This window comes from Streptomyces sp. NPDC058086 (genome assembly GCF_042885015.1).
In the GTDB taxonomy this organism is placed as follows: domain Bacteria; phylum Actinomycetota; class Actinomycetes; order Streptomycetales; family Streptomycetaceae; genus Streptomyces.
Map to the genome: position 1 here is coordinate 32150 of NZ_JBHVST010000068.1, position 16390 is coordinate 48539.

The window sequence follows — 16390 nt, forward strand, 5'->3', positions numbered from 1 at the left end:
CGACTATGTGCCACCCAGGTAACGACACTCCCTGAGGCCGGATCTAGGGTCATTCGTCAGGGCCCGGTCGACCCATCCCTACTCGGCCGCAGCAAAACAATGGAAGCGAGATCTCACCACAGTGACTGCTCTGACTCTCAGCACCGCCGCGGCGTCCGGCCTGCGGGCCGACGCGATCGTCGTCGGTGTCGCGAAGGGCGCCAAGGGCCCGGTCGTCGCACCGGGCGCCGAGGCCGTGGACAAGGCGTACGACGGCGCACTCGCCGGAATCCTGGAGACCCTCGGCGCGTCCGGCGGCGAGGGCGAGGTGACGAAGCTGCCCGCACCGACCGGCTTCAAGGCGCCGGTCGTCGTGGCCGTCGGACTGGGAGCCGTCCCGGAGAAGGACGACACGTTCAGTGCCGAGGCGCTGCGCCGCGCGGCCGGTGCCGCGGCCCGCGCGCTCGCCGGTGCCAAGAAGGCCGTCTTCGCCCTGCCGATCACCGACGCCGCCGACGCGGGCGTCCTGGCGGAGGGCGCGGCGCTCGGCGCGTACGCCTTCGACGCCTACAAGGAGACCGGCAAGAACGGCAAGGACGCGAAGAACGGCAAGGCCCCGCTCGCCGAGGTCACGCTGCTCGGCGGCAAGCCCCGGGACGCGGCGTACAAGGCGGCCCTCGCGCGCGCCACCGCCGTGACCGAGGAGCTCAACCGCGCCCGCGACCTCATCAACACCCCGCCGAACGACCTCTACCCCGAGGCGTTCGCCGCCGTCGCCACCGCCGCCGGCAAGGAGCACGGCATCAAGGTGCAGGTGCTCGACGAGAAGGCCCTCCAGAAGGGTGGCTTCGGCGGCATCCTCGGCGTCGGCGCGGGCTCGGCCGCCGCTCCCCGCCTGGTGAAGCTGTCGTACACCTCGCCGAAGGCGACCAAGCACCTCGCGTTCGTCGGCAAGGGCATCACCTACGACTCGGGCGGCATCTCCCTCAAGCCCGCCGGGCACAACGAGACGATGAAGTGCGACATGAGCGGCGCGGCGGCGGTCTTCGCCGCCGTGGTCGCCGCGGCGCGCCTCGGCCTCCAGGTCAACGTCACCGGCTGGCTGGCGCTCGCCGAGAACATGCCCTCCGGTTCCGCCACCCGCCCCGGTGACGTGCTGCGCATGTACAGCGGCAAGACCGTCGAGGTCCTCAACACCGACGCCGAGGGCCGTCTCGTGCTCGCCGACGCGCTGTGGAAGGCGTCCGAGGAGAAGCCGGACGCGATCATCGACGTGGCGACGCTGACCGGAGCGATGGTGCTCGCGCTCGGCAACCGCACCTTCGGCGTGATGGCCAACGACGACGCGTTCCGTACGTCGATCGTCGAGGCCGCGGACGAGGTCGGCGAGGAGTCCTGGCCGATGCCGCTGCCCGAGCACCTGCGCAAGGGGATGGACTCCCCGACCGCCGACATCGCCAACATGGGCGAGCGGATGGGCGGCGGCCTGGTCGCGGGTCTGTTCCTGAAGGAGTTCGTGGGCGAGGGCATCACGTGGGCGCACCTGGACATCGCCGGGCCCGCGTTCAACGAGTCCGGCCCCTTCGGCTACACGCCGAAGGGTGGTACGGGGTCGGCGGTGCGGACGCTGGTGCGGCTCGCCGAGCTGACCGCCGCGGGCGATCTCGGCTAGGGATGTGTCGCGGCCGCGGGTGATTCGCGGCCGATCGCGCAGTACCTCCGCGTCCCTGTCACGGCGCGGAGGTACCCCCTGTATTCGGACAGTGCGACTTCTCACACACCGGCCCGGCGTCTCGAACGCTCCGGACAAGTGCGAAGATGGGTTCTCGGCAGGACAGGGCCCCCACCACAGGGCCGAAGAAGAGCGGCCGGACACCAGCCGCCGACCGGTCACTGGAGACCGGCGTGGCGCACATGCATGGAGGACGTGACGTGGCGAACGACGCCAGCACCGTTTTCGACCTAGTGATCCTCGGCGGTGGCAGTGGCGGTTACGCCGCGGCGCTCCGCGGGGCGCAGCTGGGCCTGGACGTCGCCCTGATCGAGAAGGACAAGGTCGGAGGCACCTGCCTGCACCGGGGATGCATCCCCACCAAGGCTCTGCTGCACGCGGGCGAGATCGCCGACCAGGCCCGCGAGAGCGAGCAGTTCGGCGTCAAGGCCACCTTCGAGGGCATCGACGTCCCGGCCGTCCACAAGTACAAGGACGGGGTCATCTCGGGCCTTTACAAGGGCCTGCAGGGTCTCATCGCGTCCCGCAAGGTGACGTACATCGAGGGTGAGGGCCGACTGTCCTCCCCCACCTCGGTCGACGTGAACGGCCAGCGCATCCAGGGCCGCCACGTGCTGCTCGCGACCGGCTCCGTGCCGAAGTCGCTGCCGGGCCTGGTGATCGACGGCAACCGGATCATCTCCTCCGACCACGCGCTGGTCCTGGACCGCGTCCCGCAGTCCGCGATCGTGCTCGGCGGCGGCGTCATCGGCGTCGAGTTCGCCTCCGCGTGGAAGTCCTTCGGTACCGACGTGACGGTGATCGAGGGCCTCAAGCACCTCGTCCCGGTCGAGGACGAGAACTCCTCCAAGCTTCTTGAGCGCGCGTTCCGCAAGCGCGGCATCAAGTTCAACCTGGGCACCTTCTTCTCGAAGGCCGAGTACACCCAGAACGGTGTCAAGGTCACCCTCGCCGACGGCAAGGAGTTCGAGGCCGAGGTCCTGCTCGTCGCCGTCGGCCGCGGCCCGGTCTCGGCCGGTCTCGGCTACGAGGAGCAGGGCGTCGCGATGGACCGCGGCTATGTCCTGGTCGACGAGTACATGCGGACGAACGTGCCGACCATCTCCGCCGTCGGTGACCTGGTCCCGACGCTCCAGCTCGCGCACGTCGGCTTCGCCGAGGGCATCCTGGTGGCGGAGCGTCTGGCCGGTCTGAAGACCGTTCCGATCGACTACGACGGTGTCCCCCGGGTGACGTACTGCCACCCCGAGGTCGCCTCCGTGGGCATCACCGAGGCCAAGGCCAAGGAGATCTACGGCGCGGACAAGGTCGTCGCTCTGAAGTACAACCTCGCGGGCAACGGCAAGAGCAAGATCCTCAACACCGCGGGCGAGATCAAGCTCGTCCAGGTGAAGGACGGTGCCGTGGTCGGCGTCCACATGGTCGGCGACCGCATGGGCGAGCAGGTCGGCGAAGCCCAGCTGATCTACAACTGGGAGGCGCTGCCCGCCGAGGTCGCCCAGCTCATCCACGCCCACCCGACGCAGAACGAGGCGCTCGGCGAGGCCCACCTCGCCCTCGCGGGCAAGCCGCTGCACTCGCACGACTGATCCAGCCCCCGGCTGTTTTCAGTCACCGCGTCGCTCCTGGGCGCGACGACGACCACAGACTTCCGCACCATTCGTAAGGAGCAACAGAAACCATGGCGGTTTCCGTAACCCTTCCGGCGCTCGGTGAGAGCGTCACCGAGGGCACTGTCACTCGCTGGCTGAAGGCCGAGGGCGAGCGCGTCGAGGCCGACGAGCCGCTGCTCGAGGTGTCGACCGACAAGGTCGACACCGAGATCCCCTCCCCCGCCGCCGGTGTGCTCGCCTCCATCAAGGTCGCCGAGGACGAGACGGTCGAGGTCGGCGCCGAGCTGGCCGTCATCGACGACGGCACGGGCGCGCCCGCCGCCGCCCCCGCTCCGGCCGCCGAGCCCGTGGCCGCCCCGGCCCCGGCTCCGGCCGCTCCCGCCCCGGTCGCCGAGGCCCCCGCGCCTCCGGCCGCCCCGGCCCCCGCCGCCCCCGCCGCTCCGGCCGGTGGCGCCTCCGGTACCGACGTCGTGCTGCCCGCGCTGGGCGAGTCGGTCACCGAGGGCACCGTCACCCGCTGGCTGAAGGAGGTCGGCGAGGAGGTCGCGGAGGACGAGCCGCTGCTCGAGGTCTCCACGGACAAGGTCGACACCGAGATCCCGTCGCCGGTGGCTGGCGTCCTGCTGCAGATCCTGGTCGCCGAGGACGAGACCGCCGAGGTCGGCGCGAAGCTCGCCGTCGTCGGCGCGCCCGGCGCCGCTCCGGCCGCTGCCGCCCCCGCGGCTCCGGCTGCCCCCGCCGCCGCTCCGGCCGCCCCCGCCGCGCCCGCGGCTCCGGCTCCGGCCCCCGCTGCTCCGGCCGCCCCGGCCGCTGCCGCCCCGGCTCCGGTCCAGCCCGTGGCTCCGGCCCCGGTCGCGCCCGCCGCTCCGGCTCCCGCGCCGGTCGCCGCGCCCGCCCCGGTCATCCCGGCTCCGGCTCCGGCCGCGCAGGCCACCGACGAGGGCGCGTACGTGACCCCGCTGGTGCGCAAGCTCGCCGCGGAGAACTACGTCGACCTGGCCTCCGTCAAGGGCACCGGAGTCGGCGGCCGTATCCGCAAGCAGGACGTCCTCGCCGCCGCCGAGGCCGCGAAGGCCGCCGCCGCTGCTCCGGCTCCGGCCGCTGCCGCTGTGACTGCCGGTGGCCATGCCGCCAAGAAGGCGCCGGCCCTGGAGGTCTCCCCGCTGCGCGGTCAGACCGTCAAGATGCCCCGCATCCGCAAGGTCATCGGCGACAACATGGTGAAGGCCCTGCACGAGCAGGCCCAGCTGTCCTCGGTCGTCGAGGTCGACGTCACCCGCCTGATGCGGCTGCGCGCGCAGGCGAAGGACTCCTTCGCGGCACGCGAGGGCGTCAAGCTCTCCCCGATGCCGTTCTTCGTGAAGGCGGCGGCCCAGGCGCTGAAGGCCCACCCGGCCGTCAACGCCCGGATCAACGTGGACGAGGGCACGATCACCTACTTCGACACCGAGAACATCGGTATCGCGGTGGACTCGGAGAAGGGCCTGATGACCCCGGTCATCAAGCACGCGGGCGACCTCAACATCGCCGGCATCGCCAAGGCCACCGCCGAGCTGGCGGGCAAGGTCCGGGCGAACAAGATCACTCCGGACGAGCTGTCCGGCGGGACCTTCACCATCTCCAACACCGGCTCGCGCGGCGCGCTCTTCGACACGATCATCGTGCCGCCGAACCAGGTCGCGATCCTCGGCATCGGTGCCACGGTCAAGCGTCCGGCCGTCATCGAGACGGAGGAGGGTACGGTCATCGGCGTCCGCGACATGACCTACCTGACGCTCTCCTACGACCACCGTCTGGTGGACGGCGCCGACGCGGCCCGTTACCTGACCGCGGTCAAGGCGATCCTGGAGGCGGGCGAGTTCGAGGTCGAGCTCGGCCTGTAACCACCCCCGCTCGCGCGCTGCCCCCATCCGGAACCTTCCGGACGGGGGCTTCGCGTTTCCGCCGCAGGTCACCGCGGCTTCAGCACGTTGTCCGACCACAGCAGCAGCGTCTCCACCCACAGGTTCGGGATCTCCGTCGGGTACGCGGGTGTCAGGTGCCGCGTCCGGTACGCCCTGAGGACGTCGTACGTGGCGTCCAGGCAGTCGCGCGAGCCGAGGTCCCCCGTCCGCGGGTCGACGCCGACGAGGAAGCCCCGCTCCTCGACCGTACGGATCATGGCGCGGGCGGCCTTCACGTCACTGGTCGACGAGTCGGTGCAGCGGTAGCGGCTGTACGGGTGGGTGGACTTCCCTGGAATGGGGGTCCCCCCTGCTCGAGCGAAGCCGAGAGCTTGGGGGAGCGCGTCCCCTGACATGTCGCCGAGCATCCGCGCGTACGTGCCCTCCGCGTGCCAGGCGCCGATGTCGCCGCCGGGCGGGGTGTAGAGCGCGTTCGACGGGTTCTCCACCGCGCCGTACACCCAGCGGTCGGTGCCGGTGATCCGGAAGCCCCAGCCGACGTGCCCGAACTTCTGCGCGCCGTCCGGCTTGACGAAGACACACGCCCCGCCGGAGGCGACCGAGGTACCGTGGGCCCGCGTCGTACTCGGCCGCGCGGCCGCCCCCGTGTCCACCGGCCCGCACGCCGCCACGGCCGCGACCGCCCCGGCCACCAGAACCCAGCGGAACGCCCGCTTCCGTCCCCATCCGCCCATGCCAACCCCCTGGCGTTCGCGGGAGCCCCCCGTGGGAACCCCCGCGCCGAAACCCCTGTGCCGACCCACACACCGTGCGGGGCCCGCGGGTTCTCCGGGTGACACGGACGTGACGCCTCCGGGCCCCACCCGGTACGGGTCTTTACGTCCACGGCCGCTTTGACAGCGTGTAAGTCTCGTCTCACCTGCATGAAAGCGCCCCCGTACGCCTCTCTCCGACGGGGATGCGGCCTTATTGTCTAAAGGTCAAACGCCCTTGGGGCCGGCCCACCCCCAACGAAGGAGCCCCTCATGACCGCGCCCGTCGTCCACTCGCTGCGCGAACAGATCCGCGAGCACATCGTGGAGGGGATCGTCAGCGGGCGCTGGAAGCCGGGTGAGCGGATCGTCGAGCGGCGGATCGCGACCGAGCTTGAGGTCAGCCAGACCCCGGTGCGGGAGGCGCTGCGCGAACTGGAGTCGCTGCGGCTGATCGAGTCGGCGCCCAACAAGGGTGTGCGCGTGCGCAACCTGACGGCCGCCGACCTGGAGGAGAGCTACCCCGTACGGGCCGGTCTGGAGGCCATCGCGGCGGAGCTGGCGGCCGAGCGGCTCGCCCAGGACTGCTCGGCCCTGGAGCCGCACGTCACGGCGCTGTACGAGGCCGACCGGCTGTCGGACGGCACCGGCCAGGTCCGTCACACCGTCGCCTTCCACCGCGAACTCGTGCGCGCCGCGGGCAACTCCGTCCTCCTGCACACCTGGGAGGGTCTGGGCATCGAGGTCTTCACCGCCCTGTCCATCCGCTGGCTGGGAACCGTCCAGCAGTCGTACGCGGAGGAGCACGAGGCGCTCGTGGACGCCTTCCGGCGCCGGGATCCACTGATCGCCGACCTGGTGAAGGCACACGTGCTGGGCTGCGCGCCGCGCCCGTGACACAACCGAGCACACTCATGCTCACCTGGGGAAACCCTGGGAATCCAAGGCACCCGGTGCCTGTCGTCAAGGCACCCCGTGCCGACTTTTGCGATGCGAAGAGGTTTTCGCCTTCAACCCTTTGATCGATCATCGATCAGGGAGTTACAGTCAGCGCTGGGCTCCCACCAGAGCCCGCCGCCCTGTCCTGCCAAAGACATAAGGGCACCCCCGAAAACCCCTTGCCGATGAGGGAACCCCCCTCCGCATCCGGAAGGCGGCGCAATGACCGACCCCACCGCAATCCAGCCGAGCGAGCTCGACCAGCTCCCGGACCGCGACCCCGAGGAGACCGCCGAATGGCAGGCCTCCCTGGACGCCGTCACCCAGGCGGCCGGGCCGCACCGTGCCGCGTACCTGATGCGCCGCACGCTGGAGCGCGCCGAGGGCAACGGTCTCGCGCTGCCCAAGCTGCTTGAGACCGACTACGTCAACACCATCCCCACCGCCGCCGAGCCCGTCGTGGACGGCGACGAGGCGATGGAGGCCCGGATCACCGCCTGGAACCGCTGGAACGCGGCCGCGATGGTGACCCGGGGCGCGAAACACGGCGTCGGCGGCCACATCGCCACCTTCGCCTCCGCGGCCTGGCTCTACGAGACCGGCTTCAACCACTTCTTCAAGGGCAAGGAGTCCCAGGAGGCTCCCGGCTCCGGCGACCAGCTCTACATCCAGGGCCACGCCTCCCCCGGCATCTACGCCCGCGCCTTCCTCGACGGCCGGCTCACCGAGCAGCACCTCGACAACTTCCGCCAGGAGGCGGGCGGCAACGGCCTCCCGTCGTACCCGCACCCTCGGCGCCTGCCCTGGCTCTGGGAGTTCCCGACCGTCTCCATGGGCCTCGGCCCGCTGTCGGCGATCTACCAGGCGCGCTTCAACCGCTATCTGACCAGCCGCGGCATCAAGGACGTCTCGCAGTCCCACGTGTGGGCGTTCCTCGGCGACGGCGAGATGGACGAGCCCGAGTCGACCGCGGCACTCGCCCTCGCCTCCCGCGAGGGCCTGGACAACCTGACCTTCGTCATCAACTGCAACCTGCAGCGCCTCGACGGCCCGGTCCGCGCCAACTTCAAGATCGTGCAGGAGCTGGAGGCCCAGTTCCGCGGCGCCGGCTGGAACGTCGTGAAGTCGCTGTGGGGCTCGGCCTGGGACGAGCTGTTCCAGCTCGACACCACGGGCGCGCTCGTACGCCGCCTGCGCGAGGTACCCGACGCGCAGGTGCAGACGTACCAGACCCGCGACGCCGCCTACATCCGCCAGGACTTCTTCGGCGCCGACCCGGCGCTCGTCGAGATGGCGAAGCTGCTGAGCGACGACAAGATCACCGAGTGCTTCCACCTCTCCCGCGGCGGCCACGAGTCCCGCAAGGTGTACGCGGCCTACCGCGCCGCCCTCGCCCACAAGGGCGCGCCGACGGTGATCCTGGCCCAGACGGTCAAGGGCTTCACGCTCGGCGAGGGCTTCGCGTCCAAGAACGCCAACCACCAGATGAAGAAGCTGTCGACGGACGAGTTCAAGCAGATGCGTGACCTGCTCGAGCTGCCCATCTCCGACAGCCAGTTCGTCGACGGCCAGGTTCCCTACGGCCACCCGGGCGCCGACTCCCCCGAGGTCCGTTACCTCCAGGAGCGCCGCGCGGCCCTCGGCGGCCCGGCCCCGGCCCGCCGTACGCACGCGCTCGCCCCGCTGCCCGCCCCCGCCGACAAGGCGTTCGCGTCCTTCGACAAGGGCTCCGGCTCGCAGAACGTGGCGACCACGATGGCCTTCGTCCGCCTGATCAAGGACCTCGTCCGCGACAAGGAGACCGGGAAGCGCTGGGTGCCGATCGTCCCCGACGAGGCGCGCACCTTCGGCATGGAGAGCCTCTTCCCCTCTCTCGGCATCTACTCGCCCAAGGGCCAGACGTACGAGCCGGTCGACCGCGACCAGCTGATGTACTACAAGGAGGCCAAGGACGGCCAGATCCTCAACGAGGGGATCACCGAGGCCGGCTCCATGGCGGACTTCATCGCCGCGTCCACCGCGTACGCCACGCACGGCGAGGCGATGATCCCCTTCTACATCTTCTACTCGATGTTCGGCTGGCAGCGCACGGCCGACCAGATGTGGCAGCTCGGCGACCAGCTCGGCCGCGGCTTCCTGGTCGGCGCCACGGCCGGTCGTACGACGCTGACGGGCGAGGGCCTCCAGCACGCCGACGGCCACTCCCCGGTCATCGCGGCGACCAACCCGGCCGCCCTGTCCTACGACCCGGCGTTCGCGTACGAGATCGCGACGATCGTCAAGGACGGTCTGCGCCGGATGTACGGCGAGGCGGCCCCGGGCGAGGACTCGAACGTCTTCTACTACCTGACGGTCTACAACGAGCCGATGCCGCAGCCCGCCAAGCCGGCCGGCCTCGGTATCGACGAGGGCATCGTCAAGGGCCTCTACCGCTTCAACACGGCCGAGTCGGCGGGCCTGTCCCCCGTCGCCAACGCCCCGCGCATCCAGCTGCTGGGCTCCGGCACGGCGATCCACTGGACCCTCCAGGCGCAGAAGCTGCTCGCCGAGGAGTGGGGCGTGGCCGCCGACGTGTGGTCCGCGACCTCCTGGACGGAGCTGCGGCGCGACGCGCTGGAGGCCGACGCGGCCCTGCTGCGCGGCGAGGAGCGGGTGCCGTTCGTCCGCCAGGCGCTGCACGGCGCCGAGGGCCCGGTGCTCGCGGTCTCCGACTACATGCGCCAGGTCCCGGACCAGATCGCGCAGTGGGTCGAGCAGGACTACTCCTCGCTCGGTGCCGACGGCTTCGGCCTCTCCGACACCCGTGAGGCGGCCCGCCGCCACTTCGGCGTCGACGCGCAGTCGATCGTCGTCGCGGCGCTGGCGCAGCTGGCACGGCGGGGCGAGGCCAAGGCGTCCGCGGTGAAGGAAGCGCGGGAGCGCTACGGGCTCTGACGGTCCGCCTGTTTCATGAGGGGCGCGGTGGCTACGGCCGCCGCGCCCTTCGGCGTTGCGGCGCGCTCTTCGGCGTTCCCGCGCGCCCTTCGGCGTTCCCGCGAGCTCTTCGGCGTTGCGGCGCGCCCCTTCGCTGTCAGTGGGGCCCGGCATCATGGCCGTATGCGTGCTGCCCGCCTGATCAAGATGGTGCTGCTGCTCCAGTCGCGGCCGTCGATGACCGCCGCCGAGCTGGCGCGGGAGCTGGAGGTGTCCGAACGGACGATCACGCGGGACGCGCAGGCACTGTCGGAGGCGGGGGTTCCGGTGTACGCGGACCGGGGCAGGGCCGGGGGCTACCGCCTGATCGGCGGCTACCGCACCCGGCTGACGGGCCTGGCCCGGACGGAGGCGGAGGCTCTGTTCCTGAGCGGGGTGCCGGGGGCCCTGCGGGACATGGGTCTGGAGGACGCGGCCTCCGCCGCGCGCCTGAAGGTGTCCGCCGCCCTCCTCCCCTCCCTGCGCGACGCCTCGCGGGCGGCGGGACAGCGGTTCCATCTGGACGCGCCCGCGTGGTTCAACGAGCCCGAGACGCCCGAGCTGCTGCCCGCGGTCGCGGAGGCGGTCTGGGACGACCGCCGGATCACCGCGGGGTACCGGCGCGGGACGGCCGAGGTGGAGCGGGTGCTCGAACCGTACGGGCTCGTGCTGAAGGCGGGCGTCTGGTACCTGTGCGCGCGGGTGCCCGGGTCCGCCGGATCCGGCCCCTTCCGGGTCTACCGGATCGACCGCTTCACGGAGGTGAAGCCCGCCGCGGAGTGCTTCATCCGGGATGGCGGGTTCGACCTGCCCGGGTTCTGGGCGGAGCGGGCCGAGCAGTTCGCACGGTCCATCCTGCGGGCGGAGGCCGTCGTACGGCTGTCCCCGGAGGGCGTGAGGAGACTTCCGTACGTCGTCGACCCCGCGTCGGCGAGAGAGGCGCTGGGCGGATGCGGTGCCCCTGACGGGCGGGGCTGGGTGAGGGTCGTCCTCCCCGTCGAGTCCGAGGATGTCGCCCATGGACAACTGACGGGGCTCGGGCCCGAGGTGGAGGTGGTCTCCCCCGCGACGCTGCGGGACCGTTTCGCGGGGGATGCGGTGCGGCTGGCGGCGCTGTACCGGTGACTGGGGAGTGCCTCGGGAAAACCGCTCGTAGCTGGCGGTTTTACCGTCGGCATGTGCACGCATAACAATCTGCGGCACTCCGCGTGCGTCACTCCCGTTCAGGCCCGATGCTGGACCCGTGATGGACGAGACGGAGTTCTGGGAGCTGGTGGACACGACCCGCGAGGCCGTCGAGGGCGACCCCGAGGACCACGCCGACCTGCTCGTCGAGCGGCTCGTCCAGCTGGACCCGGACGCCGTGCTCGACTTCGCCCGTCACTTCGAGGCCCGCTACAACCGCGCCTACCGCTGGGATCTGTGGGGCGCGGCGTGGGTTCTGCTCGACGGGGTGAGCGACGACGCCTTCGACTTCTTCCGGTGCTGGCTGATCGGCCAGGGCCGGGAGGTCTTCGAGGGCGCGATGCACGATCCCGACGCGCTCGCCGATCTCCTGGACGACTTCGACGAGGATCTCGACGGGGACGGTGAGGAGCTCGGGTACGCCGCGGACGAGGCGTACGAGCAGCTGACCGGGGTCGTCGCGCCCGACCTGGGCATTCCGCCGGCGTCACCCGAGCCGGAGGGTACGCCGCTGGACTTCGAGAACGAGTCCGTGCTGGCCGAGCGCTATCCCAAGCTGTGGGAGCGCTTCAGAGACTGAGGCAAGGTGGCGTACGGGGTGACGTACGGCAGGTGTGCCTCGTGGTTCTTGTGGTTTTCGTGATTCTCGTGGGCGTGGTACGGAGGTGCGGCGTTGGCTCGGTCCAGTGCCGAGGCGGTGGCGGCGGCGGGTCCCACGAGGACCGTCACCACAGCGCAGGCCACGGTCCACGGGGTCCGCAAAGCGGTGCTCCAACCCCCCGCGCCGGCCGCCTTGTTCGCTTTGCCCGCCTTCTCAGTACGCCTGCTGCTCATCTTCCCCACCTCCAGTCGGCTGTTACGAGAAGGACACTAGAGAGCGGCGATCTGAGACACCGTTGACTCGACTGTGGGCTGTCTGTGAACGCGTTCCTCGCCCCCGCCGCCCCTACCCGTCCCTGCCCTGGGGGGCTGCCGCCCCCAGACCCCCGCGTCGGCCTGAACGGCCTCGTCCTCAAACGCCGGACGGGCTGAAAGAGCCCCCACCGGCCCGCGGCCGAACGACTCGGGGTGGACGGCGGATCCGGGGCGCAGCCCCGTTCAAGGGGCGCGGGGAACCGCGTGAGCGATCAGCGGCCCTGGAGGTGGGCGGCTCGGGAGCGGATTCCGGGGAGTTGGGACGTCAGCGCCGCGCCGGGGCAGTTGGTCATGAAGCCCGCGTCGTGGCCGGCCAGCGTGGGCAGAACCGCACTCGTACCGGCGGTGTACCGGCTGAGGTCGTTGCTGGAGACGAGCCGCACCGTGGCACGGGGATCGACGTCGGACAGCCCCAGCTTCCACGCCGCCAACACGGCGATCGCCTCGGTCATCGCCCGCGGCACCGGCGTCCCCGCCCCGAACGTACCGATGGCCGCGATCCCCGCGGTGCCATGGTTGAACCCCTGTGTATGCGCGCCGGTGACGGCCCGGTCGACCCCACCCGCCCGCCCCTCGTAGATCGTGCCGCAGCGGTCGACGAGGAAGTTGTACCCGATGTCGTCCCACCGCCGGACACCGGTCTGACCGGCGTAGAGGGCGTGGATGATGCGGGGCACGTCGGCGCACTTGTACGCGTTCGGCGAGTCGGTGTGGTGCACGAAGACCGCGACGACGTGGTCGTCGTAGCGGGCGGGTGGCTGCGCGTGCGTGCTCGTGGCGTCCAGCCACCGCGACCGGGGCACGATGACCGGCCGCGCCGCGCGATGGGGACCCGCGGGCAGTGGCGCGGCCACCGGCCGCTCCCGCTCGACGACCGTCCGGTCGACCCCCACCGCACACACCACCAGCGCGAGCACGGCGAGCAGACCGGGCACGCACCCGAGCACGACGACGGCGGCACGCCGCGTCCACACCCTCCGCGCGAGCCGCGTCCATGCCCCCCGCGCCTTTCGGAAGACACGCATGGAGCCACCCTGGCCCGGTTCCGATCCCTCCGCGATGTGTGCTGTGCCACCTGGTGGAACCATCGTCCTGGTCCGGGACGTTTTTACAGGTCCACGCACGCGTGGCCGTTTCCCGGCTCCACGCGCGCGTGCCTGATCACTGGGCCTGCCCCACGCGTACTAAGGGGCCCAAGAGAAAGGCGGCTCCGTGGACCTGCTCGACATCCTGCTGTTGCTGGTGATCCTTGCCTACGCGGCGTCCGGCTACCGGCGCGGGCTGGTCGCGGGCTGTGTCTCGCTGGCCGGTTTCGTGGGCGGTGCCGTCATCGGCGTATGGGTGCTGCCGTGGATGATGGACCTGGTGACGGCGGGGACGTCGGCGGCGACGGTGACGGCCGTGCTGACGGTGCTCGTGCCCGCCGTGGTGGGCCACGAGCTGGCGGGCCGGCTGGCGCTGAAGCTGCGCCGCGAGCTGGATCAGGGGCCGCTGCGGGTGGCCGACGGGGTCGGCGGGGCGGCGGCGAACACGGTGGCGGTGCTGCTGGTGGCCTGGGTCGCCGCGAGCGTCCTGGGAGCCTCCTCGTCCACCCTCATCACCCAGTCGATCCGCAACTCCGCGCTGCTGGGCGCCGTACAGACGGCGATGCCGGACACGACGCCCACCTGGTTCTCGCGGGCCACCTCGGCACTGACGGAGGCGGGCTTCCCGCAGGTCTTCAACCCGTTCGAGAACGAGCCGACGGCGGGTGTCGCGAAGCCCTCCGGCGACAGCGTCACCGCGGCCGCGACGAGCGCCGCCAAGCGCAGCACGGTGAAGATCGAGGGCGCCGCGGGCAACCAGGGCCGGGAGGGCAGCGGGTTCGCGTACGCGGCGCAGCACGTGATGACCAACGCCCATGTGGTGGCGGGCATCGACAACCCGACCGTGCGGGTGGGCGGTGTGGGCCGCGTGTACTCGGCGCGAGTGGTGTTCTTCGATCCGCGCAAGGACGTCGCGGTCCTGTACGTACCGGACCTCAGGGTCCCCCTCCTGCGCTTCGACGACAGCGCCAAGCGCGGCGACTCGGCGGTCGTCGCGGGCTATCCGCAGGACGGCGGTCTGGATCTCCAGGCGGCCACGGTCGCAGGCCGGATCAACGCGCGGGGCCAGAACATCTACAACTCGAGCATGGTCACCCGGGAGATCTACTCGATCCGCTCCACCGTCCGCCCCGGCAACTCCGGCGGCCCGCTCCTCACCACCCACGGCAGGGTGTACGGCGTCGTGTTCGCCCGCTCGACCTCGGACAACGAGACGGGTTACGTGCTGACGGCCGACGAGGTCGCGGGCGACGCCCAGCGCGCGGCGGCCGCGACGACACCGGTGGACACGGGCGACCTGATCACCTCGTAGCCGGTGACCCCGTGTCGGTCGGGGTCGGGGCCGCTCAGAGAGAGCGGCCCATGAACACGTCGTCGACATACTCGCCGTCGAGCAGGAACTCCTCGGGCAGGACGCCCTCCACCTCGAAGCCCTCGGACTCGTACAGCTTCCGTGCCGGGGCGTTGTGCCCGAGGACGCGCAGCGTGATCCGCCGGGCGCCCTGCCGTCGCGCCTCGTCCAGCACGGCCCGCAGCAGCGCCCGCCCGACTCCGGCGCGCCGCGCCTCCTCCGCGATGGCGAGTCCCTGGATCTGCCGGACGTGGGAGTTGCAGGCGAGGGGCGTGGGATAGCCCAGCCGGATGTAGCCGACGAGGACACCGTCGAGTTCGGCGACGTGGTGGTCCCAGGGGCCGAACCGCTCGTTGTAGAAGGGTTCGTACGGCGGCTGGGGGCGCGGCTGGACGGCGTGCAGGGTGGACCAGGTGGCGCGGTCGAGACGGCCGAGCGCGTCCTCGTCGTCGAGGGTGGCGATGCGTATGTGCGGTACCGGCATGAAGGTCACTTTACGGCCGCCCCGCGGAGTCCCGACCCGTGCTTGACCGGCGCGCGCGGCAGGATGGGCGCATGAACGACTCACCGCTCGCTCCGGATTCCCGTAGGTCCCGTATTGCGATCGCCGGCGCGTCCGGCCTGATCGGTTCGGCGCTGGCGCGCTCCCTGACCGCGGACGGACACGAGGTGGTCCGCCTCGTACGGCGTGCGCCCCGCGGGAGGGACGAGGTGCGGTGGGATCCGGACGGGCAGCGGATGGACGCCGCGGCGCTCGCCGGGTGCGCGGCGGTGGTCAACCTCGCGGGGGCGGGGGTCGCTTCGCGGCGGTGGACGGCGGCGTACAAGCGGAAGATCCTGGACAGCCGGGTGCGGGGGACGGCGACGCTGGCCGCGGCGGTGGCCTCTCTCGACGAGCGGCCGGGGGTGTTCGTCAACGGGAGTGCGATCGGTTTCTACGGCGAGACGGGCGACCGGGTGGTGGACGAGTCGGCACCGCCCGGGGCGGGTTTCCTTCCCTCCGTGTGCGTGGCGTGGGAGGGGGCGGCGGCACCGGCGCGGGAGGCGGGTGTCCGTACCGTCTTCGCCCGTACGGGGCTGGTGGTGGCCCGTGAGGGCGGGGCGTGGGGGAAGTTGTTTCCGCTCTTCAAGGCGGGGCTCGGTGGGCGGATGGGGGACGGCCGCCAGTACTGGAGCTACATCTCCCTCCATGACGAGGTGGCCGCGATCCGGCATCTCATCGACACGCCGTCGCTGTCCGGGCCGGTGAACCTCACCGCGCCGACGCCCCTCACCAACCGGGAGATCACCGAGGCGATGGGGCGCGTCCTGCACCGGCCCACCGTCTTCCCCACCCCGGCCCCCCTCCTCCGGCTCGCCCTCGGCGACATGTCCGGCGACATCCTCGGCAGCCAACGCGTCCACCCCACCCGTCTGCTGTCCTCCGGCTTCACCTTCGCCTTCCCGTCGATCGAGGGTGCGTTGCGAGCGGCGCTGCACTGACAAACGTTCCTCGCCCCCGCCGCCCCTACCCGTCCCACCCTGGGGGCTCCGCCCCCAAACCCCCTGTCGGCCTGAACGGCCTCGTCCTCAAACGCCGGACGGGCCGAGGCTTTCAGGGGCGCGGGGAACTGCGCGACCAGCCCCCACCGGCCGTCAGTCGAACGACTGCGGACGGGCGGGGGACGCGGGGCGAAGCCCCCGCCCCAGGGGCGCGGGGAACTGCGCGAGCAACCCCCACCGGCCCGCAGCCAAACCAATCCGGGCGGCCCGGGGATGCGGGGCGGAGCTCCGCCTCAGGGGCGCGGGGAACTGCGCGAACGGCCCCCACCGGCCCGCAGCCAAACCAATCCGGGCGGCCCGGGGATGCGGGGCGAAGCCCCCGCCCCAGGGGCGCGGGGAACGGCGCGAGCAACCCCCACCGGCCCGCAGCCAAACCAATCCGGGCGGCCCGGGGATGCGGGGCGGAGCTCCGCCTCAGGGGCGCGGGGAACTGCGCGAACG

Annotated in this window: 12 protein-coding genes; 9 read left to right on the plus strand and 3 right to left on the minus strand. The window is 71.6% G+C overall.

Annotated elements, in window-relative coordinates:
• Positions 1-121 precede the first annotated feature (121 nt).
• The 3 genes from ACFVWD_RS38190 (at position 122) to sucB (ending at position 5207) form a co-directional block, all read left to right on the plus strand.
• Positions 122-1651 carry a leucyl aminopeptidase gene (locus ACFVWD_RS38190; RefSeq protein ID WP_389602612.1) on the plus strand — a complete coding sequence of 510 codons (1530 nt, stop codon included), beginning with the start codon at positions 122-124 and terminating at the stop codon, positions 1649-1651.
• Between the two features lie 260 nt (positions 1652-1911).
• Positions 1912-3300 (plus strand): dihydrolipoyl dehydrogenase, encoded by a 1389-nt coding sequence (lpdA, locus tag ACFVWD_RS38195; protein ID WP_067363503.1) that lies wholly within the window; start codon positions 1912-1914, stop codon positions 3298-3300.
• Between the two features lie 92 nt (positions 3301-3392).
• On the plus strand, positions 3393-5207 hold the full coding sequence (gene sucB, locus ACFVWD_RS38200) for a 2-oxoglutarate dehydrogenase, E2 component, dihydrolipoamide succinyltransferase (RefSeq protein WP_389602613.1): 1815 nt from the start codon (positions 3393-3395) through the stop codon (positions 5205-5207).
• 68 nt (positions 5208-5275) lie between these two features.
• On the opposite strand, the gene ACFVWD_RS38205 is transcribed toward sucB, so the two are convergent.
• Positions 5276-5962: a hypothetical protein gene (locus ACFVWD_RS38205; protein WP_389602614.1), complete on the minus strand. Its 687-nt coding sequence runs from the start codon at positions 5960-5962 to the stop codon at positions 5276-5278.
• A 291-nt stretch (positions 5963-6253) separates the two neighbouring features.
• Here ACFVWD_RS38205 and ACFVWD_RS38210 point away from each other — a divergent pair, with 291 nt between their 5' ends.
• The 4 genes from ACFVWD_RS38210 to ACFVWD_RS38225 all read left to right on the plus strand — a co-directional run bounded on the left by ACFVWD_RS38210 (position 6254) and on the right by ACFVWD_RS38225 (position 11636).
• Positions 6254-6877 (plus strand): GntR family transcriptional regulator, encoded by a 624-nt coding sequence (locus ACFVWD_RS38210; RefSeq protein ID WP_054230749.1) that lies wholly within the window; start codon positions 6254-6256, stop codon positions 6875-6877.
• Between the two features lie 264 nt (positions 6878-7141).
• Positions 7142-9853, plus strand: a complete 2712-nt coding sequence (gene aceE, locus ACFVWD_RS38215; protein WP_384926436.1) for a pyruvate dehydrogenase (acetyl-transferring), homodimeric type — start codon at positions 7142-7144, stop codon at positions 9851-9853.
• A gap of 162 nt (positions 9854-10015) precedes the next feature.
• Positions 10016-10996, plus strand: a complete 981-nt coding sequence (locus ACFVWD_RS38220; RefSeq protein ID WP_389602615.1) for a helix-turn-helix transcriptional regulator — start codon at positions 10016-10018, stop codon at positions 10994-10996.
• Positions 10997-11117: 121 nt separating this feature from the next.
• Positions 11118-11636, plus strand: a complete 519-nt coding sequence (locus tag ACFVWD_RS38225; RefSeq protein WP_054230746.1) for a DUF4240 domain-containing protein — start codon at positions 11118-11120, stop codon at positions 11634-11636.
• A 547-nt stretch (positions 11637-12183) separates the two neighbouring features.
• On the opposite strand, the gene ACFVWD_RS38230 is transcribed toward ACFVWD_RS38225, so the two are convergent.
• Entirely contained in the window at positions 12184-12996 is an 813-nt protein-coding gene (locus ACFVWD_RS38230) for a peptidoglycan recognition protein (RefSeq protein WP_389602616.1), read from the minus strand.
• 187 nt (positions 12997-13183) lie between these two features.
• Here ACFVWD_RS38230 and ACFVWD_RS38235 point away from each other — a divergent pair, with 187 nt between their 5' ends.
• Positions 13184-14368, plus strand: coding sequence for a MarP family serine protease (locus tag ACFVWD_RS38235; RefSeq protein WP_389602617.1), 1185 nt, complete (start codon positions 13184-13186; stop codon positions 14366-14368).
• A 34-nt stretch (positions 14369-14402) separates the two neighbouring features.
• Here the strand turns inward: ACFVWD_RS38235 and ACFVWD_RS38240 are convergent, their stop codons facing one another.
• Positions 14403-14891, minus strand: a complete 489-nt coding sequence (locus ACFVWD_RS38240; RefSeq protein WP_389602618.1) for a GNAT family N-acetyltransferase — start codon at positions 14889-14891, stop codon at positions 14403-14405.
• A 71-nt stretch (positions 14892-14962) separates the two neighbouring features.
• On the opposite strand from ACFVWD_RS38240, the gene ACFVWD_RS38245 reads away from it, so the two are divergent.
• Entirely contained in the window at positions 14963-15889 is a 927-nt protein-coding gene (locus ACFVWD_RS38245; protein ID WP_389602619.1) for a TIGR01777 family oxidoreductase, read from the plus strand.
• Positions 15890-16390 lie beyond the last annotated feature (501 nt).

Excerpts from the sequence above, each read along its gene's own strand:
- sucB (WP_389602613.1), top strand. The coding sequence starts at position 3,393 with ATGGCGGTTTCCGTAACCCTTCCGGCGCTCGGTGAGAGCGTCACCGAG.
- ACFVWD_RS38205 (WP_389602614.1), bottom strand. The coding sequence starts at position 5,962 with ATGGGCGGATGGGGACGGAAGCGGGCGTTCCGCTGGGTTCTGGTGGCC.
- ACFVWD_RS38210 (WP_054230749.1), top strand. The coding sequence starts at position 6,254 with ATGACCGCGCCCGTCGTCCACTCGCTGCGCGAACAGATCCGCGAGCAC.
- aceE (WP_384926436.1), top strand. The coding sequence starts at position 7,142 with ATGACCGACCCCACCGCAATCCAGCCGAGCGAGCTCGACCAGCTCCCG.
- ACFVWD_RS38220 (WP_389602615.1), top strand. The coding sequence starts at position 10,016 with ATGCGTGCTGCCCGCCTGATCAAGATGGTGCTGCTGCTCCAGTCGCGG.
- ACFVWD_RS38225 (WP_054230746.1), top strand. The coding sequence starts at position 11,118 with ATGGACGAGACGGAGTTCTGGGAGCTGGTGGACACGACCCGCGAGGCC.
- ACFVWD_RS38230 (WP_389602616.1), bottom strand. The coding sequence starts at position 12,996 with ATGCGTGTCTTCCGAAAGGCGCGGGGGGCATGGACGCGGCTCGCGCGG.
- ACFVWD_RS38240 (WP_389602618.1), bottom strand. The coding sequence starts at position 14,891 with ATGCCGGTACCGCACATACGCATCGCCACCCTCGACGACGAGGACGCG.
- ACFVWD_RS38245 (WP_389602619.1), top strand. The coding sequence starts at position 14,963 with ATGAACGACTCACCGCTCGCTCCGGATTCCCGTAGGTCCCGTATTGCG.